Source organism: Flavilitoribacter nigricans DSM 23189 = NBRC 102662 (assembly GCF_002646595.1).
GTDB lineage: Bacteria > Bacteroidota > Bacteroidia > Chitinophagales > Saprospiraceae > Flavilitoribacter > Flavilitoribacter nigricans.
The window spans coordinates 96,829-114,693 of sequence record NZ_PDUD01000033.1 but is presented as its reverse complement, the minus strand read 5'-3'; the positions used below and the strand labels follow the sequence as shown (position 1 = coordinate 114,693).

The 17,865-nt window shown below is 51.7% G+C and carries 15 protein-coding genes; 6 read left to right on the top strand and 9 right to left on the bottom strand.

Features of this window, described 5'->3' with window-relative positions; all coding sequences use genetic code 11:
- Window positions 1-50 precede the first annotated feature (50 nt).
- Window positions 51-992, top strand: a complete 942-nt coding sequence (locus CRP01_RS28025; protein ID WP_099153377.1) for a 1-aminocyclopropane-1-carboxylate deaminase/D-cysteine desulfhydrase — start codon at window positions 51-53, stop codon at window positions 990-992.
- On the opposite strand, the gene CRP01_RS28020 is transcribed toward CRP01_RS28025, so the two are convergent.
- The 6 genes from CRP01_RS28020 to CRP01_RS27995 form a co-directional block, all read right to left on the bottom strand.
- Window positions 968-1,600, bottom strand: coding sequence for a laminin B domain-containing protein (locus CRP01_RS28020; protein WP_099153376.1), 633 nt, complete (start codon window positions 1,598-1,600; stop codon window positions 968-970). The two genes, CRP01_RS28025 and CRP01_RS28020, sit on opposite strands and share 25 nt — an antisense overlap.
- A 130-nt stretch (window positions 1,601-1,730) precedes the next feature.
- Window positions 1,731-3,752 carry a hypothetical protein gene (locus tag CRP01_RS28015; protein ID WP_170110569.1) on the bottom strand — a complete coding sequence of 674 codons (2,022 nt, stop codon included), beginning with the start codon at window positions 3,750-3,752 and terminating at the stop codon, window positions 1,731-1,733.
- 60 nt (window positions 3,753-3,812) lie between these two features.
- Window positions 3,813-4,388, bottom strand: coding sequence for a phosphoribosylglycinamide formyltransferase (gene purN, locus CRP01_RS28010; protein ID WP_099153374.1), 576 nt, complete (start codon window positions 4,386-4,388; stop codon window positions 3,813-3,815).
- Between the two features lie 61 nt (window positions 4,389-4,449).
- A complete protein-coding gene (locus CRP01_RS28005; protein WP_099153373.1) occupies window positions 4,450-6,048 on the bottom strand; it encodes a hypothetical protein in 1,599 nt (532 codons plus the stop codon).
- Between the two features lie 288 nt (window positions 6,049-6,336).
- Window positions 6,337-7,365, bottom strand: a complete 1,029-nt coding sequence (locus CRP01_RS28000; protein WP_099153372.1) for a hypothetical protein — start codon at window positions 7,363-7,365, stop codon at window positions 6,337-6,339.
- 397 nt (window positions 7,366-7,762) lie between these two features.
- Window positions 7,763-8,560: an endonuclease/exonuclease/phosphatase family protein gene (locus tag CRP01_RS27995; RefSeq protein WP_099153371.1), complete on the bottom strand. Its 798-nt coding sequence runs from the start codon at window positions 8,558-8,560 to the stop codon at window positions 7,763-7,765.
- Window positions 8,561-8,916: 356 nt separating this feature from the next.
- Between CRP01_RS27995 and CRP01_RS27990 the strand changes: the two genes are divergently transcribed.
- The 3 genes from CRP01_RS27990 (at window position 8,917) to CRP01_RS27980 (ending at window position 12,215) form a co-directional block, all read left to right on the top strand.
- Window positions 8,917-9,360 (top strand): lipocalin family protein, encoded by a 444-nt coding sequence (locus CRP01_RS27990; RefSeq protein ID WP_143473561.1) that lies wholly within the window; start codon window positions 8,917-8,919, stop codon window positions 9,358-9,360.
- 8 nt (window positions 9,361-9,368) lie between these two features.
- Window positions 9,369-9,758 (top strand): hypothetical protein, encoded by a 390-nt coding sequence (locus CRP01_RS27985; RefSeq protein WP_099153369.1) that lies wholly within the window; start codon window positions 9,369-9,371, stop codon window positions 9,756-9,758.
- Window positions 9,759-10,016: 258 nt separating this feature from the next.
- Complete coding sequence (locus CRP01_RS27980) at window positions 10,017-12,215, top strand: TonB-dependent receptor (protein WP_099153368.1); 2,199 nt, start codon at window positions 10,017-10,019, stop codon at window positions 12,213-12,215.
- 240 nt (window positions 12,216-12,455) lie between these two features.
- Here the strand turns inward: CRP01_RS27980 and CRP01_RS27975 are convergent, their stop codons facing one another.
- Window positions 12,456-13,745: a phenylacetate--CoA ligase family protein gene (locus tag CRP01_RS27975; RefSeq protein ID WP_099153367.1), complete on the bottom strand. Its 1,290-nt coding sequence runs from the start codon at window positions 13,743-13,745 to the stop codon at window positions 12,456-12,458.
- Window positions 13,746-13,986: 241 nt separating this feature from the next.
- Window positions 13,987-14,919 (bottom strand): hypothetical protein, encoded by a 933-nt coding sequence (locus CRP01_RS27970; protein ID WP_099153366.1) that lies wholly within the window; start codon window positions 14,917-14,919, stop codon window positions 13,987-13,989.
- 591 nt (window positions 14,920-15,510) lie between these two features.
- On the opposite strand from CRP01_RS27970, the gene CRP01_RS27965 reads away from it, so the two are divergent.
- Window positions 15,511-15,798, top strand: a complete 288-nt coding sequence (locus CRP01_RS27965; protein WP_099153365.1) for a hypothetical protein — start codon at window positions 15,511-15,513, stop codon at window positions 15,796-15,798.
- Window positions 15,799-15,834: 36 nt separating this feature from the next.
- Here CRP01_RS27965 and CRP01_RS27960 read toward each other — a convergent pair whose 3' ends face one another.
- Complete coding sequence (locus tag CRP01_RS27960) at window positions 15,835-17,358, bottom strand: hypothetical protein (RefSeq protein WP_099153364.1); 1,524 nt, start codon at window positions 17,356-17,358, stop codon at window positions 15,835-15,837.
- Between the two features lie 236 nt (window positions 17,359-17,594).
- Here CRP01_RS27960 and CRP01_RS42480 point away from each other — a divergent pair, with 236 nt between their 5' ends.
- The gene (locus tag CRP01_RS42480) at window positions 17,595-17,786 is read left to right on the top strand and encodes a LuxR C-terminal-related transcriptional regulator (RefSeq protein WP_170110568.1); all 192 of its coding nucleotides are present in this window, start codon (window positions 17,595-17,597) and stop codon (window positions 17,784-17,786) included.
- The last annotated feature ends 79 nt before the right edge of the window (window positions 17,787-17,865 follow it).

The window sequence follows — 17,865 nt, the reverse complement described above, 5'->3', positions numbered from 1 at the left end:
TCGTAGAATGAGCCGGAACAGCCTGCTAAAACCCTTATCTTGCTCCCGCTATGCACGATGTATTCCAAAATCACCCTCCCAGCCCGATCCAGGAGATTTGGGCGGAAGTACTGGACCAGCACGCTATTGAATTGTTGGTGAAACGCGACGACCTCCTGCAGCCTGCCGGAGACGACCGTTTCTGTGGCAACAAAGTGCGTAAGCTGAAATACAACCTACAGGCGGCCCGGGAAGCTCAGCAATCCCAGCTGCTCACTTTTGGAGGAGCCTATAGCAATCACATCGCTGCGGTGGCGCGGGCGGGCAAACGGTATGGCTTCCGGACGGTCGGAGTGATCCGGGGCGAAGCGCACGAGCCGCTCAACCCCACCCTCGCCCAGGCTACGGCGGACGGCATGCACCTGCATTACCTGGATCGCGATACTTACCGAAAAAAGGATCAGCCGGAAATATTGCGATCGCTGCTCGACCGCTTCGGTGCCAGTTACGTCCTACCGGAAGGCGGCACCAACGAATTGGCACTCCGGGGCTGTGAAGAACTCGTCACCGAGATCAGGCAACAGCTCGGCAGCCTGCCCGATTACCTGGCGGTAGCCTGCGGCACCGGCGGCACTATGGCCGGTATCATCCGGGGCTGTATCCGCCGCAGCCGGGTACTGGGCGTTTCGGCTCTAAAGGGCAACTGGATGGAAAAAGAGATCAGAAGATTACTGGGCCAGGACGACGATCTGACCAACTGGCAGGTATTTACGGATTATCATTTCGGAGGCTACGCCAGATTCCCGCCCGAACTCCGGGCGTTTACCCGGGAGTTCGAACGGGAGCATGGGATCCGGCTGGATCCGGTCTACACCTGCAAATTATTTTACGGTATACTGGACCTGATCGGAAAAGGCGTTTTCCCGAAGGGCAGCAGGATAGTAGTGGTCCATTCGGGGGGCCTGCAGGGATGGAATGAAAGTATGGATCAAAAATTAGGTTTACCCAGATAGACTTCGTCGAGCGCACAACCGTCATCCCCAGTGACGTGTTCTCCGCGGATATGCAGACTGCGAACATTGGTCAGAATGCCGTAGAACTGGCGGGCATTGGGCTTGGGCCAGTTGGCCTGGTAGACCGGGGCCGCGGTCGAATTTACGGCCAGCGTATTTTGGGGCACTACGCGCCAGTTCGGATCATCCGGTCGCAATCCGATGCGGTAAGGCGTCCACTGCGTTCCCGGGCTGTTGGGGAGCTTATAGACCAGGGCTTCACCCTTGCCACCGACGATCACCACATCGTAATGAGCGGGCAGCGGGCCGTCTCCCGGACGCAGCAATTTGAGCCGAAAAGCGAGCACTCCTTGATAATAGGCGGTAAGATTACCGGCGTATTTGGCCGGAGCGGAAAAAAACCAGTTGATCGCCTGATCCGGCAGCAAAAAATCCGATCCGAAAATGTATCCGTTCGTCGGACCTCCGGACTGGTACTGCACCTGCGTTTGAGCGGGAATGATCGTCCACCGGTCGGAATGATCGGCGAAACTGGAACTGACCTGCGCCTCAACCGAAGCCAGGTAACCAAAAAATAAGCAGAGTAAAAGGTAGAGGATTGATTTCATCTGACAGAATTTAGGTGATGAAAGAGACCTTGTCCCCTAAATGTGTCAGGCAGGCGGGTTTTGTACCCAGAAAGGATATAAGCGTTGGAGGCTGCGATGCCGGAACATATATCCCGGCATCGCACACTCCTTAAAGTCTTACTTTCCCGTAGCGGATACCATCTTCGTATTTGACGATATAGGCACTGGAAAAGGTGTCACGGGCACTGCGCAGTGCCGCTTTGGCTTCCGATTCGGTGAAGAAATCCGCCAGCAGGATGCGGGTCAGACCGCTATTGACGATCTCTTCGGTGTCGATACGGCCGATGCCGCGCACGGCATCCAGCTTGGAGTTGTTGGGATCGAAACGGGACAGCGCCACCAGCTGGATCTTGTAGTAAGTCCCACTGTGCTGGGGAGCCGTGGAAGTGTACTCCAGATCATCTCTGGCGGAAGTACCCCGAGCCGTATATACCTCTCCGCTGTTGTTGATGGTCACGGGCGGATTGCTCTCGATCACATTTGAATTATTGTTGTTCCCAAATCCGGAATCGTCCGGATCGTTATTCGCCACCGGCGGATTGATCGGAGTAGTACCCGGATTGGTGGCAGGCGGTAAACCTACCTCGCCGGCACTCAGGTAAATGGGCTGACCGTAGGTCATATTAGCCGGATCATTGGTAATGAAGGAGTACGTCTGCGGCACGTAGCCATTGCGGCCGACCTCTACGCGGAACTGGCGGTCCGGCAATAATTCAAACAGATAGCTGCCACTGGAAAAGTCCTTGGTGATCAGCATATTTTCGGTACCGTCTTCAAACAACTGGTAGAGGGTCACGCTGATATTGTCGAGCAGTTCGCCGTTTTCCTGATCGTAAACGTTGCCTTTCAGGGTCAGGCGATTGCCGCCGATATTGAATTCGAAAATATCCGCATTGCGGGTATTGTTCTTATCGCCGCCAAACGGCCGGTTGGACACCACGAAACCGCCAGTGTGGGAACGGTTGATGATAAAACCGTAATCATTGGCGCTGGAGTTGACCGGCAAACCGGCGTTTTCGGGAATCGTCCAGTTCACTTCTTCACCCAGGCTGCGGAATACGTCGAAACCGCCGACGGAAGGATGTCCGTTGGAGGCGAAGTACAGCGTACCTTCTTCCTGATCGTAAAACGGCGTGATCTCTTCACCCAGCGTATTGACTACCGGCCCCAGGTTAACGGGGAAGGTAAAATCGTTATCGTTGCGGCCCAGGTCGCGTACCACGTACCAGATATCCATTCCGCCCCGGCCGCCTTCGCGATTCGAGGAGTAATAGATGATCTCGCGACCGCCGATGTGCACCACGTGCGGCATGGTAGCCGTCACGCCGTCCATATTGATGTAATCCGGCAGGCGCTCCGGTTGGGTCCAGTTGGTACCTTCTCTCTTGATCACGAACAGTTCGCAGCGGGTCTTCAGCTGATCCCATCCGCGACTGTCATTGCAGATCGTAAAGTAGAAACGATCGCCGTTCGGACTGAGTGAACCATTGGCGTACTGACCATTCTGGATCACCGGGAAGTTGCCGGGGATATCCGCCTGGCTCCAGGCAATGCCCTGGCGCTGGGAAGAATAGATCCGGGCTTTACCACCTTTACTGGAGGAGAAATACAGCAGATCCGGCGTTACGGGATAAGGGGCGAAGTCCTCTTCGTCTGAGTTGATGGAACTACCGGGGTATTTCAGGTCCATGTTCCGATCCTGGCGGGCGGCCAGTTGTCCGGCCATTTCCGCTCCCTGGATCTCCATCTTTATAATGTCCTCGAGGATCACTTTATCCTGTCCGGTATAGGTGGCAGACACCGCTTCGAAAGCCGCGATGGCTTTGTCGTACTGTCCGTCCTGCTTCAGACTCCGGGCGTATTTCAGTCCGATCACCGGATCGAGATCCTGCCGGTCGGAAACATGTTGGTAGGCCGCAGCCGCCGCCCGGTAGTCATTTACCAGGTAATAGGCTTCCGCTGCCTGATAGATCAGTTCTGTTTTTTTGTTCTTTTGCTCCCAGGCTGCTTCAAAGTTCTGGGCGGCCTCGTAATACTCTCCCTGTTCCATCAGGTCTTCGGCCAGTTTTCTATGCTTTTTCCAGCTCATTGACTTCTGGGCAAACAGCCCGGTGCACAGTAGCAATGCCATCGACATGATTATCAAATGCCTTATCATAATTGGGAATTTTTTATCGCACATATAGCACATTCAACGTTCTTGTTTTAAAATAAGTTGTTCTATGACCGGAGCAAAATGTTCGTGCTCCAGCCGGAGTACCTTTTTCGCGATCGTTTCCGGATCGTCTTCCGGATCCAGTCGGCAACTCGATTGAAAAATGATGGCTCCTTCGTCGTAAGCCTCATTAACGAAATGGATGGTCATGCCGCTTTCCGGTTCTGCGGCCGCCTTCACGGCCTCGTGTACCCAGTGACCGTACATCCCCTTGCCACCGTATTTGGGCAAAAGGGCCGGATGGATATTGACGATCTTCTGCGGGTAGGCCCGCACCAGATAGGACGGTACCAACCACAAAAAACCGGCCAGTACGATGAAATCGATCGCGTGTTGGTGTAGCTGAGCTAAAAGATGCTCGGTCTCATAAAACTCTTTGCGGGTAAGCGTAAGTGTGTCTATTCCGTGGTCCCGCGCCATATCCAGGACGGGGGCGTTCGCTTTATTGGACAGGACCAAACTTACCGTAATATCCGTTTTATTTTTAAAATATTCAATGATTTTGCGGGCATTACTTCCGGTACCCGACGCAAATATGGCAATTCGGTGCATATGTTAGTAGTCTGTAGAGCCGACTTCCGGCCGGCTGTGCTTATTCGACTGGAAGTCGGATTTACTCAAATTCTAGATTTGCAAAACGATAGTTCCGACCCTGTTCGCCGTAGACCATCATCCGGCGGCTACCGGTTTGCCGGCAGATCTTCGGGCGGGTGATCACATCGGCATCGCGGTTAGTGAACAGGGGGAAGGTATTCAACTGCCCGTCCCGGGTGATCTCCGATACTACTACAACTGAATATCGGCCGTTGAAATTATACAGGTAGCGGCGGTTTCCGTTGCGGTTGGCCTGATAATTCCGGCTGTTATCGTTGTAAACGAAGTAAAAGCGATCCCGGACGGTGGCCATGGCGTAGGAGGAATAATAGCCGCCGTCGTTCATGGTTTCCTGCCGTTTCGGGATGCGGGTGGTCCATTCGATCACGCCGTCCGGCTGGATATTGACCACAATGATATCGTTGTAGTTGTAGAAGTTGTCATACCGCAGCGTCCCGTCCCAGTAGCGATAAGACTGCTGGAAAACGTAGTACTGCTCCGCTACCAGCACCGCTCCGCCGTCGCTCCGCAGAATGAGGTTATCCAGCGAGTAGCGGTATAGTTCGGGTGTTCGGTTCGTATTGCCCTGCACTTCGGCCCGCTCCAGGCGATCTTTCCGGCCCTCGGACATGTATTCCGTCCGGAACTCAAAATCGAAGGACATCAGGTTCAGGTGAACGATCTCCTTGGTATTGACGTCCAGTTGGAAGAAACAGGTCCCCTTGATGCTGTAGGTGCCTTTGTTGGAATAGAAACCGGCACAGACGAGGTTGCCGTCGTTGCCTACCCGAACGGTCAGGTCGGTAATGAACTGATCCTCGAGGTCGATGCGGTATTCCTGGGCCCGCTCGCCTTTATCGGTATAGGCCAGTATGGTATAATTGTAGGTAGGTTTGCCGTTGCGGCGTACCCGGGTACGGTCTTCGTAGATGACACCGAGCAAATAGACATTCCCATCCCGGTCGACGCGGTATTCCTCAATGGAGAAATTGCCGTCACCGTAAGGCAGGGTTATGTCCTGCATCCATATCTCCTGAAAATCCGCATCGTATACCCGCAGCGCGAAACGCTCCGGTTCGTTCTTTTTGAACGGTAGCTGGTTGTAGACCAGCAATTTTGAACTATCGCGGGACACCGCTACGTCGAAGACCCCTTCCCGGAATTTATCCCGGGTATCGATCTCTCCGATCAGTTGCAGGTTCTTCTTGGGCAACAGCCGGCGATCCAGCTCCTGGGCAAAGAGATAATTTTTCTTTTTGGCTTCATTGTTGAAACTCGTCAGGAGGTACAATTTGCCGTTCGACCAGATCAGGTCTTCAAATTCCCGTTTTTTGCCCTTATAGCGCAGGTCCACTTTCTGGGAACGCTTCAGGTGCATGCGGCCGTCGTATTGCTCCACAAACAATTGTTCTCCGGTGAAAGTGTTGCCAGTTTTGCGCCGCAGGACGTACGCGCCCCACGAACCGGCGGTGATGATGCGCTCGATGGTGGTGCCGGCCGGCTCCCGGAGTTCTTCACCCCAGTTGATGGTGGCCGGACGAACATCCTGTTGCGCATTCGAAGAAAAGGTACTAAGGACCAGAAAATTAAGACAGATAACTAAATGCTTCCAACTCATGTGATCAAATAATGCTTAAAGTTTAGATCAAAGTTAAGCTTTAACCACCTATTGTGGGGAAATAGTATTCAGGAAATGCAATAAAGGGGACGTTGCCGGCCCCAAAGTGGGTCCTTAGCGGCCGTTATCCTTCGCTCTGAGGCAAAAAAAGAGGACTCCCGGCAAATCGGAAGCCCTCCTTAGGCCTAAGCCTCTCGCTATCAAAAACCCTTTCGTGTTCGGTACTGGGGTGTTCAGGTCTCGGTCAGGGAGACCCGACGCCGTGCGGGCGTCGGATGCTGAATACCGTTAACCGTTTTTCTTTTTCTTAGCGTTTGGCTTAGCGGGGGTTTTAGCGGGAGTGGTACTTTGGGGTTGTTGATTGGGTACCACTTTCAGGTTTGTGGAATCCGCAGGAGCGGAACCCGGTTGGAAGTTGGGATCTTCCATCCAGGCATCACTCTGCTGATTGGGGTCCGTTTCATTGGTGTCCAGCCACTCGTCATAAGTGTCGGTTTGCTGGTACTGGTCTTGTTGGTTAAGATTGTCCAGGGATTGTAAGTTGATCTCCGGAAAAGGCACTTCGTTAGCCGGCAGGGTCATATCCTGGGTCGGCGTGTTCATATAAGTGGGATCGGAGTAATTGTTATTGTTGTAGTTGTTGTAACTGTCGAAACCACCCTGATTGACCTCATCCCACAGGCGCATGCGGTAGGGCTTATAAAAATGCTGCTGCAGGTAAGCCTCGTTGTACTGGCGGGAGTTCTGCCGGATCTGCCCGAAGTAGGTGAACAGGCCTTTAGTCAGACCGATCAATTCGGAAATGATCAGGAAAACGGCGCCGCCGTCCACATTCTCCGCCTGGGCATCGGCCAGGGGTTGCTGGAAATTCACAGCGTAGAAATCGGAAAGCTGGTACAGTTCCAGTTCCAGGCCTTTCAGGTAGTCATCGGGGAATTTGCTGATGAATTTTAGTTTTTTCGGGTTTAGGAAATCTGCTTTAATATTGGTCAGCACCTGGTTGAAACGGGCGGCCGTCTGGTCATATCCTACCCGTACTTTTTTCACATCATTCGGGTCCAGGTTCGTGCTTTGCTGCTTGAAGGCGCGTACCGCTGCCTCCGCTTCGATCTTCATATCGTTCATCTTCACCATGAAATCGGAATTGAGGAAGCTGTGCAGGGCACCGTCCACCTTATTGGGTTGGGCGGATGCAGTAAGGGTGCTCCCCAGCAGGAGCAGTAATGCCAGGATCAATTTCCAGCCATTGGCAGAAAGACCGGCAAAATTCGGTAACAGGTAACTGTTTGCGGGTAACTGAATAACTCTAACTTTCATCTCTACTTTGGTTTTGGAAACGGTTTTGATAACGTATTCAGTAGGATGTGTTGGAGCGGCACTGGATGTACCCAGGTGGGAAAGATTTTTTAGCGGAATTTTTGGAAATTCTTTTGCCCCTTTCGGAAATCCCTAACGGACTTCCAGTATAAGATTGATTTTCAAATTCTTGCGGACCACTGTTAATTAATTTAAGTTGCGATACTTGAATTGAAGAGAGTAGATGGTAGAGCATAGAGAGACTGCAACCGTTAAAATGAGCGATTTTGTTCCATTTTAACGATAGGGAAACCCTCTACCTAAGTTGCATCGCAACTTAGACTAATTAGCACCAAACTATCGGACAAAATGAGAAAGACGGGGAGACCACTTTGAAAGATTATCCGTTAGTGTGCCATCAAACGCCCGGGCCGGATACCTTCCGCAATACCGTAAATACGGCCAGATGATCCGAGACCGGCTCCGACAGCACCTGGGAACTGATCACCCGCCAGCCGTTTTTCGGAGCGTAAAGAATATAATCGATCTTTCGATCCGGCTTTTCCACCGGTGTGGTGAAATCGTCCGGAGCGCCGGAAAGCGTCCAGAACTGCTGCAGGATCTCCAGTGCCTCACTTTCCGGCCGATCGTTGAGATCGCCCGCCAGTATGGAAGGCAGGGGATCGTTATGGTAGGCCTCCAGCAGCGCCCGGGCCTGAGCCGGGCGATCCGGGTTTTTCGACAAATGATCCAGATGGGTACTGAGGAAACGGATCGTATCTCCGGGCAGCGCGATCCGACAGTCGGCCGCTACTCTTTGCTCCCGATCGGCCGAACTGGGAAGTTGGCGGGTCGTTGCCGACAGGATAGGATAAACCGAAAGGACTCCGTTACCGTATTCGCCACCACCGAAGTCCAGTGCCTTGGCGAAGTAGGAATTCATCCCACAGTATTCAGCCAGCACCTCGATCTGGCTGACGCCATTTACCCGCGAAGTATGGACATCAACTTCCTGCAGGGCGACAAGGTGGGGATTGACCGACCGGATGACCTCCGCCATCGCTTCCAGATCCATTTTACCGTCATAGGTTTCCCCGTGGTGAATGTTGAAGGTGAGTATGCGAAGATCCGGTTCCGGCTGTGGTTTGCAGGCAAACAAACTTAATAATGAAACAAGGAAAAAGGTAGAGCGGGAAAAAAATAACATGTGATCCATGGTATGAGTTATGCCAATCAGGAATTAAATTTAGAATAAATGTGCCTTTAGGCACAAAATGGAGGTAGCAAAATGACCATTTCCCGGCTTAGCGTGCCGTAGGTACGCCATGTAAAACCATATTGCGTACCTACGGCACGCTGAACCTCCCGAATTATTGGACGGGCTACCTATAGCTCGTCCCTACGGGACTTTTAACTCCTGATTCGCATGAGTTGTAGTGAATGCCCGGGAAAAGGCCGATGCTGTTCTTTATTCCGGCCCCGGAACAAGGGGCGGCAAGGTATTTCAAAATTTATCAGATTCCCAACCATTTCGCCCCTAACCTCCGTCTATACTTACCAGCCAATAAAATTATGATGAAAAAAACGCACTTTGTTCTGGTACTGTCTTGTCTTTTAATGTTTGCCTGCAAAAAGGAAAGTTCGACTACTTTCCCTTCCGATGAATCCATGGTGGGCGCCTGGGAGATCCGGGAGATCACCAATGTTGCAACCGGTGAAGTGGAATCCTTTCCCGAGGGCCCTCAGGGTCTGATCTTCAATAGTAGTGCTTACGCCGATGCGATCGAGATCAGATCCAATGGAAATTTTGCAACTTATTACCAATCCAGCGGCCCCCACGGAACTGACCGGGTAGATGGCACCTGGACCTTGTTGAAAAACCAGACCCTTAAATTTGATATCCAGATCGGGCCGGGAGAGACCATTCTGCTTCCGATCATCGACCTCCGGGCCGATTCTTTATTTCTCCAGGATATTAGTAATGGTGAAGACATCATCTATAAACTTGTCCGATAGATTGGGAAGTGGACACCAAACGGCGACCGCCTCCCCGCAACCGGCCGGTTATTTATACTATCTTTACGGCGATGAGACGCCTGGCCATATTTTTATCGGTTTATATTTTCACCCTGGCTTTTGCTCCCGTCTGGAGTATGCTTAGCCTGGTTACTGAATCTGTATGCTGCCAGGAGATCTGCAACGATGAAGCGGGTGAGCATCAGGATCCCCACGCAGGAGCCTGCAGCGAAAACTGTAATCCTTTTCAGTCCTGCCAGTGTTGTCTGGGTTTTATCACGGCCGACCATAGCCTGGAAGTGCTGAGCTTCCATACCTTCCTGGTTCGAAACGATCTTTTCCAGTCTCCGGTGTCCACGCCGGTCGTTTCCCCGATCTGGCATCCGCCGAAGATCTGACCCCTCCAAGTCATAATTTCGCCCTGGCACTAATCAGCGCCGCTCAAATGCTCTACGGACATCCGACGGTCTGATACCCGTGCCACTTTTAAAGTTTATTTGCAAGATCACCTGTTTGAGAGGCAGTCCCGATGAGGATATCAACACCGGTATTCGTAAAACCACGATACCCAATACCGGCACGGTGTATTTCGATATCCGCCGGGCAGAAATGCCCCACTACCGTCCGGGATGCCCTCCCACAACTCGAATTTCATTATGAATAAATACCTTCTTATACTTTTTCTGCTGGGTAGCGCTACGGCCTACACGCAGCATAGCTTTCGCGCCTACATCAAAGACGAGCATTCGCAAACACCCCTGATCGGAGCTACGGTTCAGGTGGAGGGTACGGCCCTCGGCACCAGTTCCGACGAGCAGGGACTCGTCGTCATTGAAGATATCCCCGCCGGCCGCCGAGAGATCGTTATTTCTTTTGTCGGCTACCAGGATTTTCGGGCAGCTTACGAATTCCCGCTGGCGAACGACCATCCGCTGACCATTTTTCTGGAGGAAGGTGAGGAAATGGAAGAGATCACCGTCACGGCCACGCGGAGCAGCCGCACTATCGAGGAGATCCCCACCCGGATAGAATTTCTGGGGGCGGAAGAACTTGCCGAAAAAGCCGTGATGAACTCCACCAATATTGCCATGCTGCTGCGGGAAAGCACCGGCATTCAGATGCAGCAGACTTCAGCCAGTTCGGCCAACCAAAGCATCCGCATTCAGGGACTGGACGGACGCTATACCCAGATCCTGAAGGATGGATTCCCTTTATTCGGTGGATTTTCCGGTGGCCTGAGCATTATGCAGATCCCGCCGTTGGATCTCCAGCAGGTAGAAGTGATCAAAGGCAGCGCCTCTACCCTCTACGGCGGCGGAGCTATTGCCGGCCTGATCAATCTGGTGACCAAAAAACCGGTTGCCGAACGGCCGGAACTCAGCCTGATGCTCAACCAGACCAGTGCAGGCGGCACCACGGCGAACGGCTTTTACGCACAGCGAGGTGAAAAAGCCGGGCTATCCCTCTATGCTTCCGCTAACCGGCAGGAGCCCTACGATCCCAACGAAGACGGGTTTTCCGATATCCCACGGGTGCGAAGCCTGACCTTTACACCGCGGTTTTTTCTGTATCCCGACGAAAACACCACACTCTGGCTGGGCGTCAATACCACTTTGGAAAATCGTATTGGCGGGGACTTGCAGGTAATTGACGGAACTCCGGATACCCAGCATACTTTCTCGGAGGAGAACCGTTCCCAGCGGTTTTCCACTCAGCTCTCCCTGGACCGGACCTTCGCCAATGATGCCCTGTTGCGCGTACGCAACAGTGTCGGTTTTTTTGACCGGGAAGTCATCATTCCCAATTACCAGTTTTCCGGCCGGCAACTGGCCAGTTTTTCCGAAGTGAGTTATGCAAAAGAAGGCGTACGGGCCCAATGGACCATCGGCGCCAATCTGTTTACCGACCGCTTTCGGGAAAATTCGTTCGGCAATTTCCAGAAAAGGGACTACGAAAACACTACCCTTGGCGCATTCGCCCAACACACCTGGGACCTCAGCGATGCACTCGCTCTGGAAAGCGGCCTGCGGACGGATCTCAATTCCCAGTACGGCACCTTTGTCCTGCCGAGGGTTTCCCTACTGTTCCAGCTTACGCCCCGCTTTTCGGGCAGGATCGGAGGTGGTTTGGGCTACAAATTACCAACCATTTTTACCGAAGAAGCCGAGGGCCGCACGTTCCGGGATATACTCCCGATCAGCAGTTCGGCAACGGCCGCAGAACGCTCCGTCGGCGGAAATGTTGACCTGAATTACGAAACGGTGATCGGCGACCAAGTGACTTTTTCCATCAATCAGCTTTTCTTTTATACCCGACTGAATGACGCCCTCGTTCTACAGCAAAATGAAGGGCCGACCAACTTCCGCTTTACAAATGCCGACGGCACTATCGATAGTAAAGGATTTGAAACCAATATCAAATTCACTTATCTGGATTTCAAACTCTTTCTCCAGTACGCCTTTATCGATGCCCGGCTCAATTACCTCAACACCAATAATCAAAAGCCATTGACGCCACGACACAACGCCGGGGCGGTACTGGTATTCGAGCAACACGGCAAATGGCGACTGGGACTGGAATCTTACTATACCGGCCGGCAGTTCCGCAGTGATTTTAGCCAGACGCGGGACTATTGGATCGTGGGCTTCATGGCCCTGCGCCAGTTGAATCACTTCAGTCTCTTCCTGAATTTTGAGAATTTCATCGATACGCGGCAATCCCGCTACCAGGAGATCGTCCGGCCGCCGGTCAACGATCCTACCTTCGCCGAGATCTGGGCCCCAACCGACGGTTTTGTGATCAACGGTGGGTTTATCTGGAATTTATTCGCTAAGGAAGAAGAACATCATCACTAAAGGGAGATGAACGAGACGGGGTGATTGGGAGAATGGGAGAAGCGCCAGTTATCCCAAATTTTGCCTCCCTAAAACCAGCTGATTTCCAGTAGAAAATATGCTGTCTTTTGTTGTGAGTTGCGGCTTGGGGAACTCGCTAACCCGCAACTTGCAACAAATGGCTATTCAGCCTCATAATAGAAGCTATTTCGATTCAGCTGAATAATTCAAAAGGATTCGGGAGGATCAATCGGACCCGATCTATAATTTCCGCTCGTCCACTACCCTACTGAGTTTCCCGCCCGCACTGCGGGGAATGGCCCCGAAGGATTCCAGGATCACTTCCATGGAAATACCGATGGTGTTTTTGATCTTGCCGGCCAGCAGGTTTTTCAGCCTGGCGTCTTCTTTATTTACGCCCTCGGCCACTTCTACCCGCACCGTGACCTCATCCATGGTGCGTTCCCGGCGAACGACCAGTTGGTAATTGGGCTGCAGGTAGTCCAGTTGCTCAATTACCTCTTCTACCTGGGTGTAAAACAGGTTGACGCCGCGGATGATCAGCATATCATCCGCCCGTCCCCGGATCGGCGACATCTTGATGTGCGTCCGTTTGGCGTTTGCATCGTAATTAATGGAGCAGATGTCGTTGGTCCAGTAGCGCAGCAAGGGAAAAGCCTCCTTCGTGATGGTCGTAAAGACCAAGACCCCTTCTTCGCCGTACGGCAGCGGCTCACCGGTATTCCGGTCGACTACCTCCGGGAAAAAATGATCTTCCCAAACATAACTGCCCGTCCCTTTTTCCTCAAAATCTTCCTGGGATACTCCCGGGCCGATGATCTCACTGAGCCCGTAGATATTGGTAGCGGTTACGTTCAGGCCACTTTCTACCTGACGGCGAATGGTCTCCGTCCAGGGTTCCGCGCCGAGTACGGCGTATTGTACCGCCAGTGCCTTCGGGTCGATGCCGCGTTGGGCACATTCTTCGGCCAGGGTTTGGGCGTAGGAAGGGGTGCAGCAAATCACTTCCGGACCGAAATCCTGGAGGATGGTGAGTTGGCGATCCGTCATACCTCCGGATACCGGAATGACCGCCATGCCGAGTTTGGTAGCGCCACCGTGCATTCCCAGTCCGCCGGTAAAAAGACCGTAACCGTAGGCATTGTGAAGCTTCATGCCCGGCCGAGCCCCGGCACAAACCAGAGAACGGGCCACCACATCGTCAAAGATATCGAGATCATTTTGGGTATATCCCACTACGGTCGGCTTACCGGTGGTTCCACTTGAAGCGTGGATGCGCCTCACTTCGGACATCGGCTCCGCAAACATGGCGAAAGGGTAATTATCCCTCAGGTCGGTTTTTCGGGTAAAGGGCAGACGGTGCAGGTCCGCTACCCCCCTGATATCGTTGGGATGTATGCCTTTGGACTCAAATAACTGCCGGTAGAACGGTATCTTTTCGTACATCCGGTGCATGGTAGCGGCCAGGCGGTTATCCTGCAGCCGGCGTAGTTCCTCCAGGGGGAAGGTTTCGATCTTGGGTTGGTACATGTCTTGCGGTGTTGGCAACCGTCATCCGGCCGGGGCCGAATGCCGATCTGTTCCATAATTCGTTGCAGTGGATCCTGATTGTAATGGATAGCCCGGTTGAATAGCAGCGTAGATAATGGGGTATAATATCCGAAATTTCCGCAAGACCTCTAAAGATTAGGACCGTTTTCCGCACCCGATAGTCCGCACTTCGGCACCGGCTCGGGCAAATTCTGGAAAACTGTCATGAACGGCAGGCACTTTACACTTCGATCTGCCGGGCGCCCGAACAAACACTTTGCAGGGATTTCCAGTACAAGGCAAACAGATCTTCATCCGTCCGTCTTTCGAAGGCAAAAACCGGTGCCTTACTACGCATCACCCCGTACAGATAGTGGGAGCCGGCAATCTTGCCCTGGGGGGTATCTCCGTCAACGGCCATGAAATAGTTGTGGGGAATATGGCGATACTTATAGATATTTAACTGCCCTTTGTAGCCTTTATCGGTAAATTCCCGGCTGATGATCTTCAGGTCCCGAATGACTTCCAGGATCACCTGATCTCCATTCTTTTCATCAACCAGACTTTCGCCCCGGTCCTCCAGATAAAAACGGGCCGCATGGCAATCCGGATCTAGCAGGTAGCAGTTGATGTCAACGCCCCTTTCCAGTATCCGGGCGATCCGGTTTTTAAACTCCGCATCGCTCCGTTTATTGAAGTAGGAACAGAACTGCCGCAACCGGACGCCCACCAGGATCACCTCTTTCTGGGCCGTAGACATGAAATCGGCCTTTTCCGTGACCGTCATCCGCCCTTTTTGCAGCAGGAAGTTAGCGGTGTTGGGATCATCCGAAAGATTGGGATGCTGCTGGGGCTCCGGGGTTTCGTGCTTACCGATGATGATCTTTTTCCAGTTGGGATCAACATTTTCCTTAAAGGTATCTTTTTCGGGTTCGTAGGCCATATTGAATTCCAGGGCCAGGATCTTTTCCAGGCCGCGACAGATATCGATCAGGGATTTCTTACCGATCTGATTCTCTTTTACGGCTTTATTGAACTGGCCGGTCGAGACCTGCACCCCCAGAATCTTGAGCTTTCGGGTCATCTCCTTTTGGGTGTACATGGCATCGGGGTGCTCGGATAAAAATTTAAAGACGGCAAGCAGTATCTGCTGATGTTTTTGATAAGTATTCACGATGGGTCCAGGTTGTTAAAGTATGTTTATGATTGTACTCGATTAATATCCGGTATACGGCTTACTCCCCTATTCGGGCGGGGTTTTAATACTTGCAGCGCATCTTCGAAAGTTTCTACCCTGCTCTTCCATTTACCCTAAAATTGCTACAGGCCATTTTTGTAGTTCCGCCCTTAGTTTGTCAACTTCACCATACGGTCAGATAGCAAAGATCCGGCCCGCAAATTTCGCTCGCTATACGGTTTTTACCCATCTCTCTGGCGGGTCCGATAGCCTTCTTTGAAGTTGAGAAATTTACAGAAATTTCCTAGAATTTCCGTAAACCCCAGGAAACGTGATTCCGCCTTTTCATCTAGTAATGAAGCCTTTATCTTTGAACCAGTAATTAATAATTGGTACAAAACCTGCACGTCTGATCAACGGTTTCGGGCCTCGTCCGGACAGCCCGATCTATGCCGGTTAGCCACCAATGACGGATTACGCTTTTGTAACTCTTCAATGATTTGTCGAGTAGGAGTTATGCCGAAAAGCCTTTGCGGAGGGCGCCCGCAGGCAAAAAGTGAGTAGGCCTCACTTTTAATTTTTACTAACATGGAAAGGTTCAATCTGAATGTTTCCCGGGGTCGAAATGTCGACCAGGGGAAAGAGGCAACTATGCCCGCATTGAAACAACAGCCCCGGTCTATCCACCGGGTATTCAAAGGTTTAATTGCACTCTGCCTCCTGGCGTTGGTTGCAAGCAGTTGCACCAAGAACGGCGATGATACGGAATGTACCGGCTGTGATGACGTCCCTTTTGAGGATACGCCCATCTTGCTGGAATCCAGCCCCGAGCCGGATACGACCAGCATCGTCATGGACGATATTCTGATCCTGTAGACTGTTAATGGTCACCCGGTGGAAAGCTTCGGCTTTTCACCGGGTTTTTAATTCCCGGATCATAGCAAGCAGCACTCCCCTCCCCAACAATGCTTTTTCGTCGGTTACCATTTCCAGTATTGCGGCTTTGTTAGCTTCGGTTCGGCGGTCCGGAGAGCCCGTCGTATAGTTAAATACTTTCTGACAGACATTATAAAACTTCTTGTAGGGCGCTCGCCGGTCTTCATCAAGAAAGGAAGCGCGGTCGACGTATTTCCGGTAGGCTTGCATATGACTCTCAAATGCGTCGTCGTAATCTTCCTCGTTTTCGGGGGCCTCCATATTTTCGATACAAAGCATCAGATAGGTAAGAATGTAGAACACTTTGGACCGAAGTGTATAGATAGGATCAAAAGATTTCTGGGGAGGAAAATATTCGTAAAGGCGTTCCAGAACAGCCGGTAGATCTCTACCGAAGAAATCCAGATAGATCCGGGCCATCTGGTAGGCCTGTTCCCGGATCTTTTCTTCCATTTTTGCTTTGTAATCCTCCACGAATTCTTTCATAAAAGCTAGTTCACCGGCCAGGCCGGCCGCGATCGCGATGTTGAGATATTCCTTGTCAGACAGGCTATTCTCGAAAAGAAAGACTCCTTCCACTACGCCCTCCTTCGCCCAGAAGATCAATTCCTCCGGCCCATTGGCGTTCCCCGCTTCGTAATTGCGGATACAGACATTGAAGACGCATTTGATCATGACCAGTTGGTCGGGTTTGGCCAGCTCCCCGCAATACTCGCGATAGTAAGCTTTAAAGCGTTCGTAGATCTTTGGGTCTTTGGGAAATTGCAGTACCCGGGCCAGCATACTGTAAAAAGCGATAATTGGCCGGGAGCTCGTTTCATCAATAAATTTACCGGCGCTCTGGGTCAGGGATTCAAAACCTTTTTCCTTACCCACGATCCTTTCGCGGTTGAGTACCTCGCAGTAATAGCGCAGCGAAGTAAGCTGGTAAAAATCTTCCAGATACAAACTGGCATTCCGCAATCGTTGCGTATCCCGCTTGTCGTACTGCTGGGCATACTGATAGAAATAAAGCTGATGGTATAACCACCAATATTCCTGAAGCTGCATGAGCGTCGGCGTACGGCCGGCAAGGGTGTGTTCCATCCGGGCGGCGGATCCCTGGAACAGATCGGAATCGACACGCTTCTTCAATTGCATAACCCGTACCCGATCACCGAACAAATTATTGGTCCTGATCTCTTCGTGATCCATATAGGTCAGCAGTAGGTCCGGCAATTGCTTCAGGAATTTCCGAAGCAGGGATTTAGCCTTCTTTTCGGCCAGATCACCAAATACGAACTGCAGCAACGGCCGGCCGTTCATCCGCCCCGATCCCTGGCCCCAGCTATCCAAAATGCGCTGGTAGAGTAAAGCTATGCGGGGTTCATCGTTGAAATAGGGAGATTCCAGAAAACCGACAAAGGGAACCCGCTCGGATTCCGTCAGCAGATCAAAAGTTTCGAAAAATTTTTCAAGTTCTTTTTTTGCAAAATCCTCACCTTCAAAAGTTATCCTCATAAATCAAACATTACATATAAAATACTGAAAAACAATAATATACCTATAGAGCCTCAGGAAGACTCCAGAAATTTTTTTTCTTAAAATCAGCAAAATCTGGCAGGAAAATGTCCGGGAAAAGGTGCCACAGATATCCCAACTTTATGCTACAGAAAGCGCAGAGAGATTTTTATAAACCGGAAACTTTCAAAAAAATGAAGATAGCGAAAAATAGTACTATGGACAAAACACCCAAAATGAAATTCACCGAACGGCAGCGGGCCATTGTTAAGGCCTGGGCCAAGCATCCGACGATCGCGCAGGCCTCCGAAGCGCTCGGTATATCCGAGCACACTTTTCAGACCCACCTGCGCCGGATGCGGAGCAAAGTAAACGTCAACCGCACCTTTGACCTGTACCGTTACATGCAACAGCATCAGATGCTATAAAGCCCGAAACGGCCGCTTCCGCTCATGGAACGGTCAGATAGTAACTACTACTCCAGACTCCAGTTTGCCCTGATGTTTC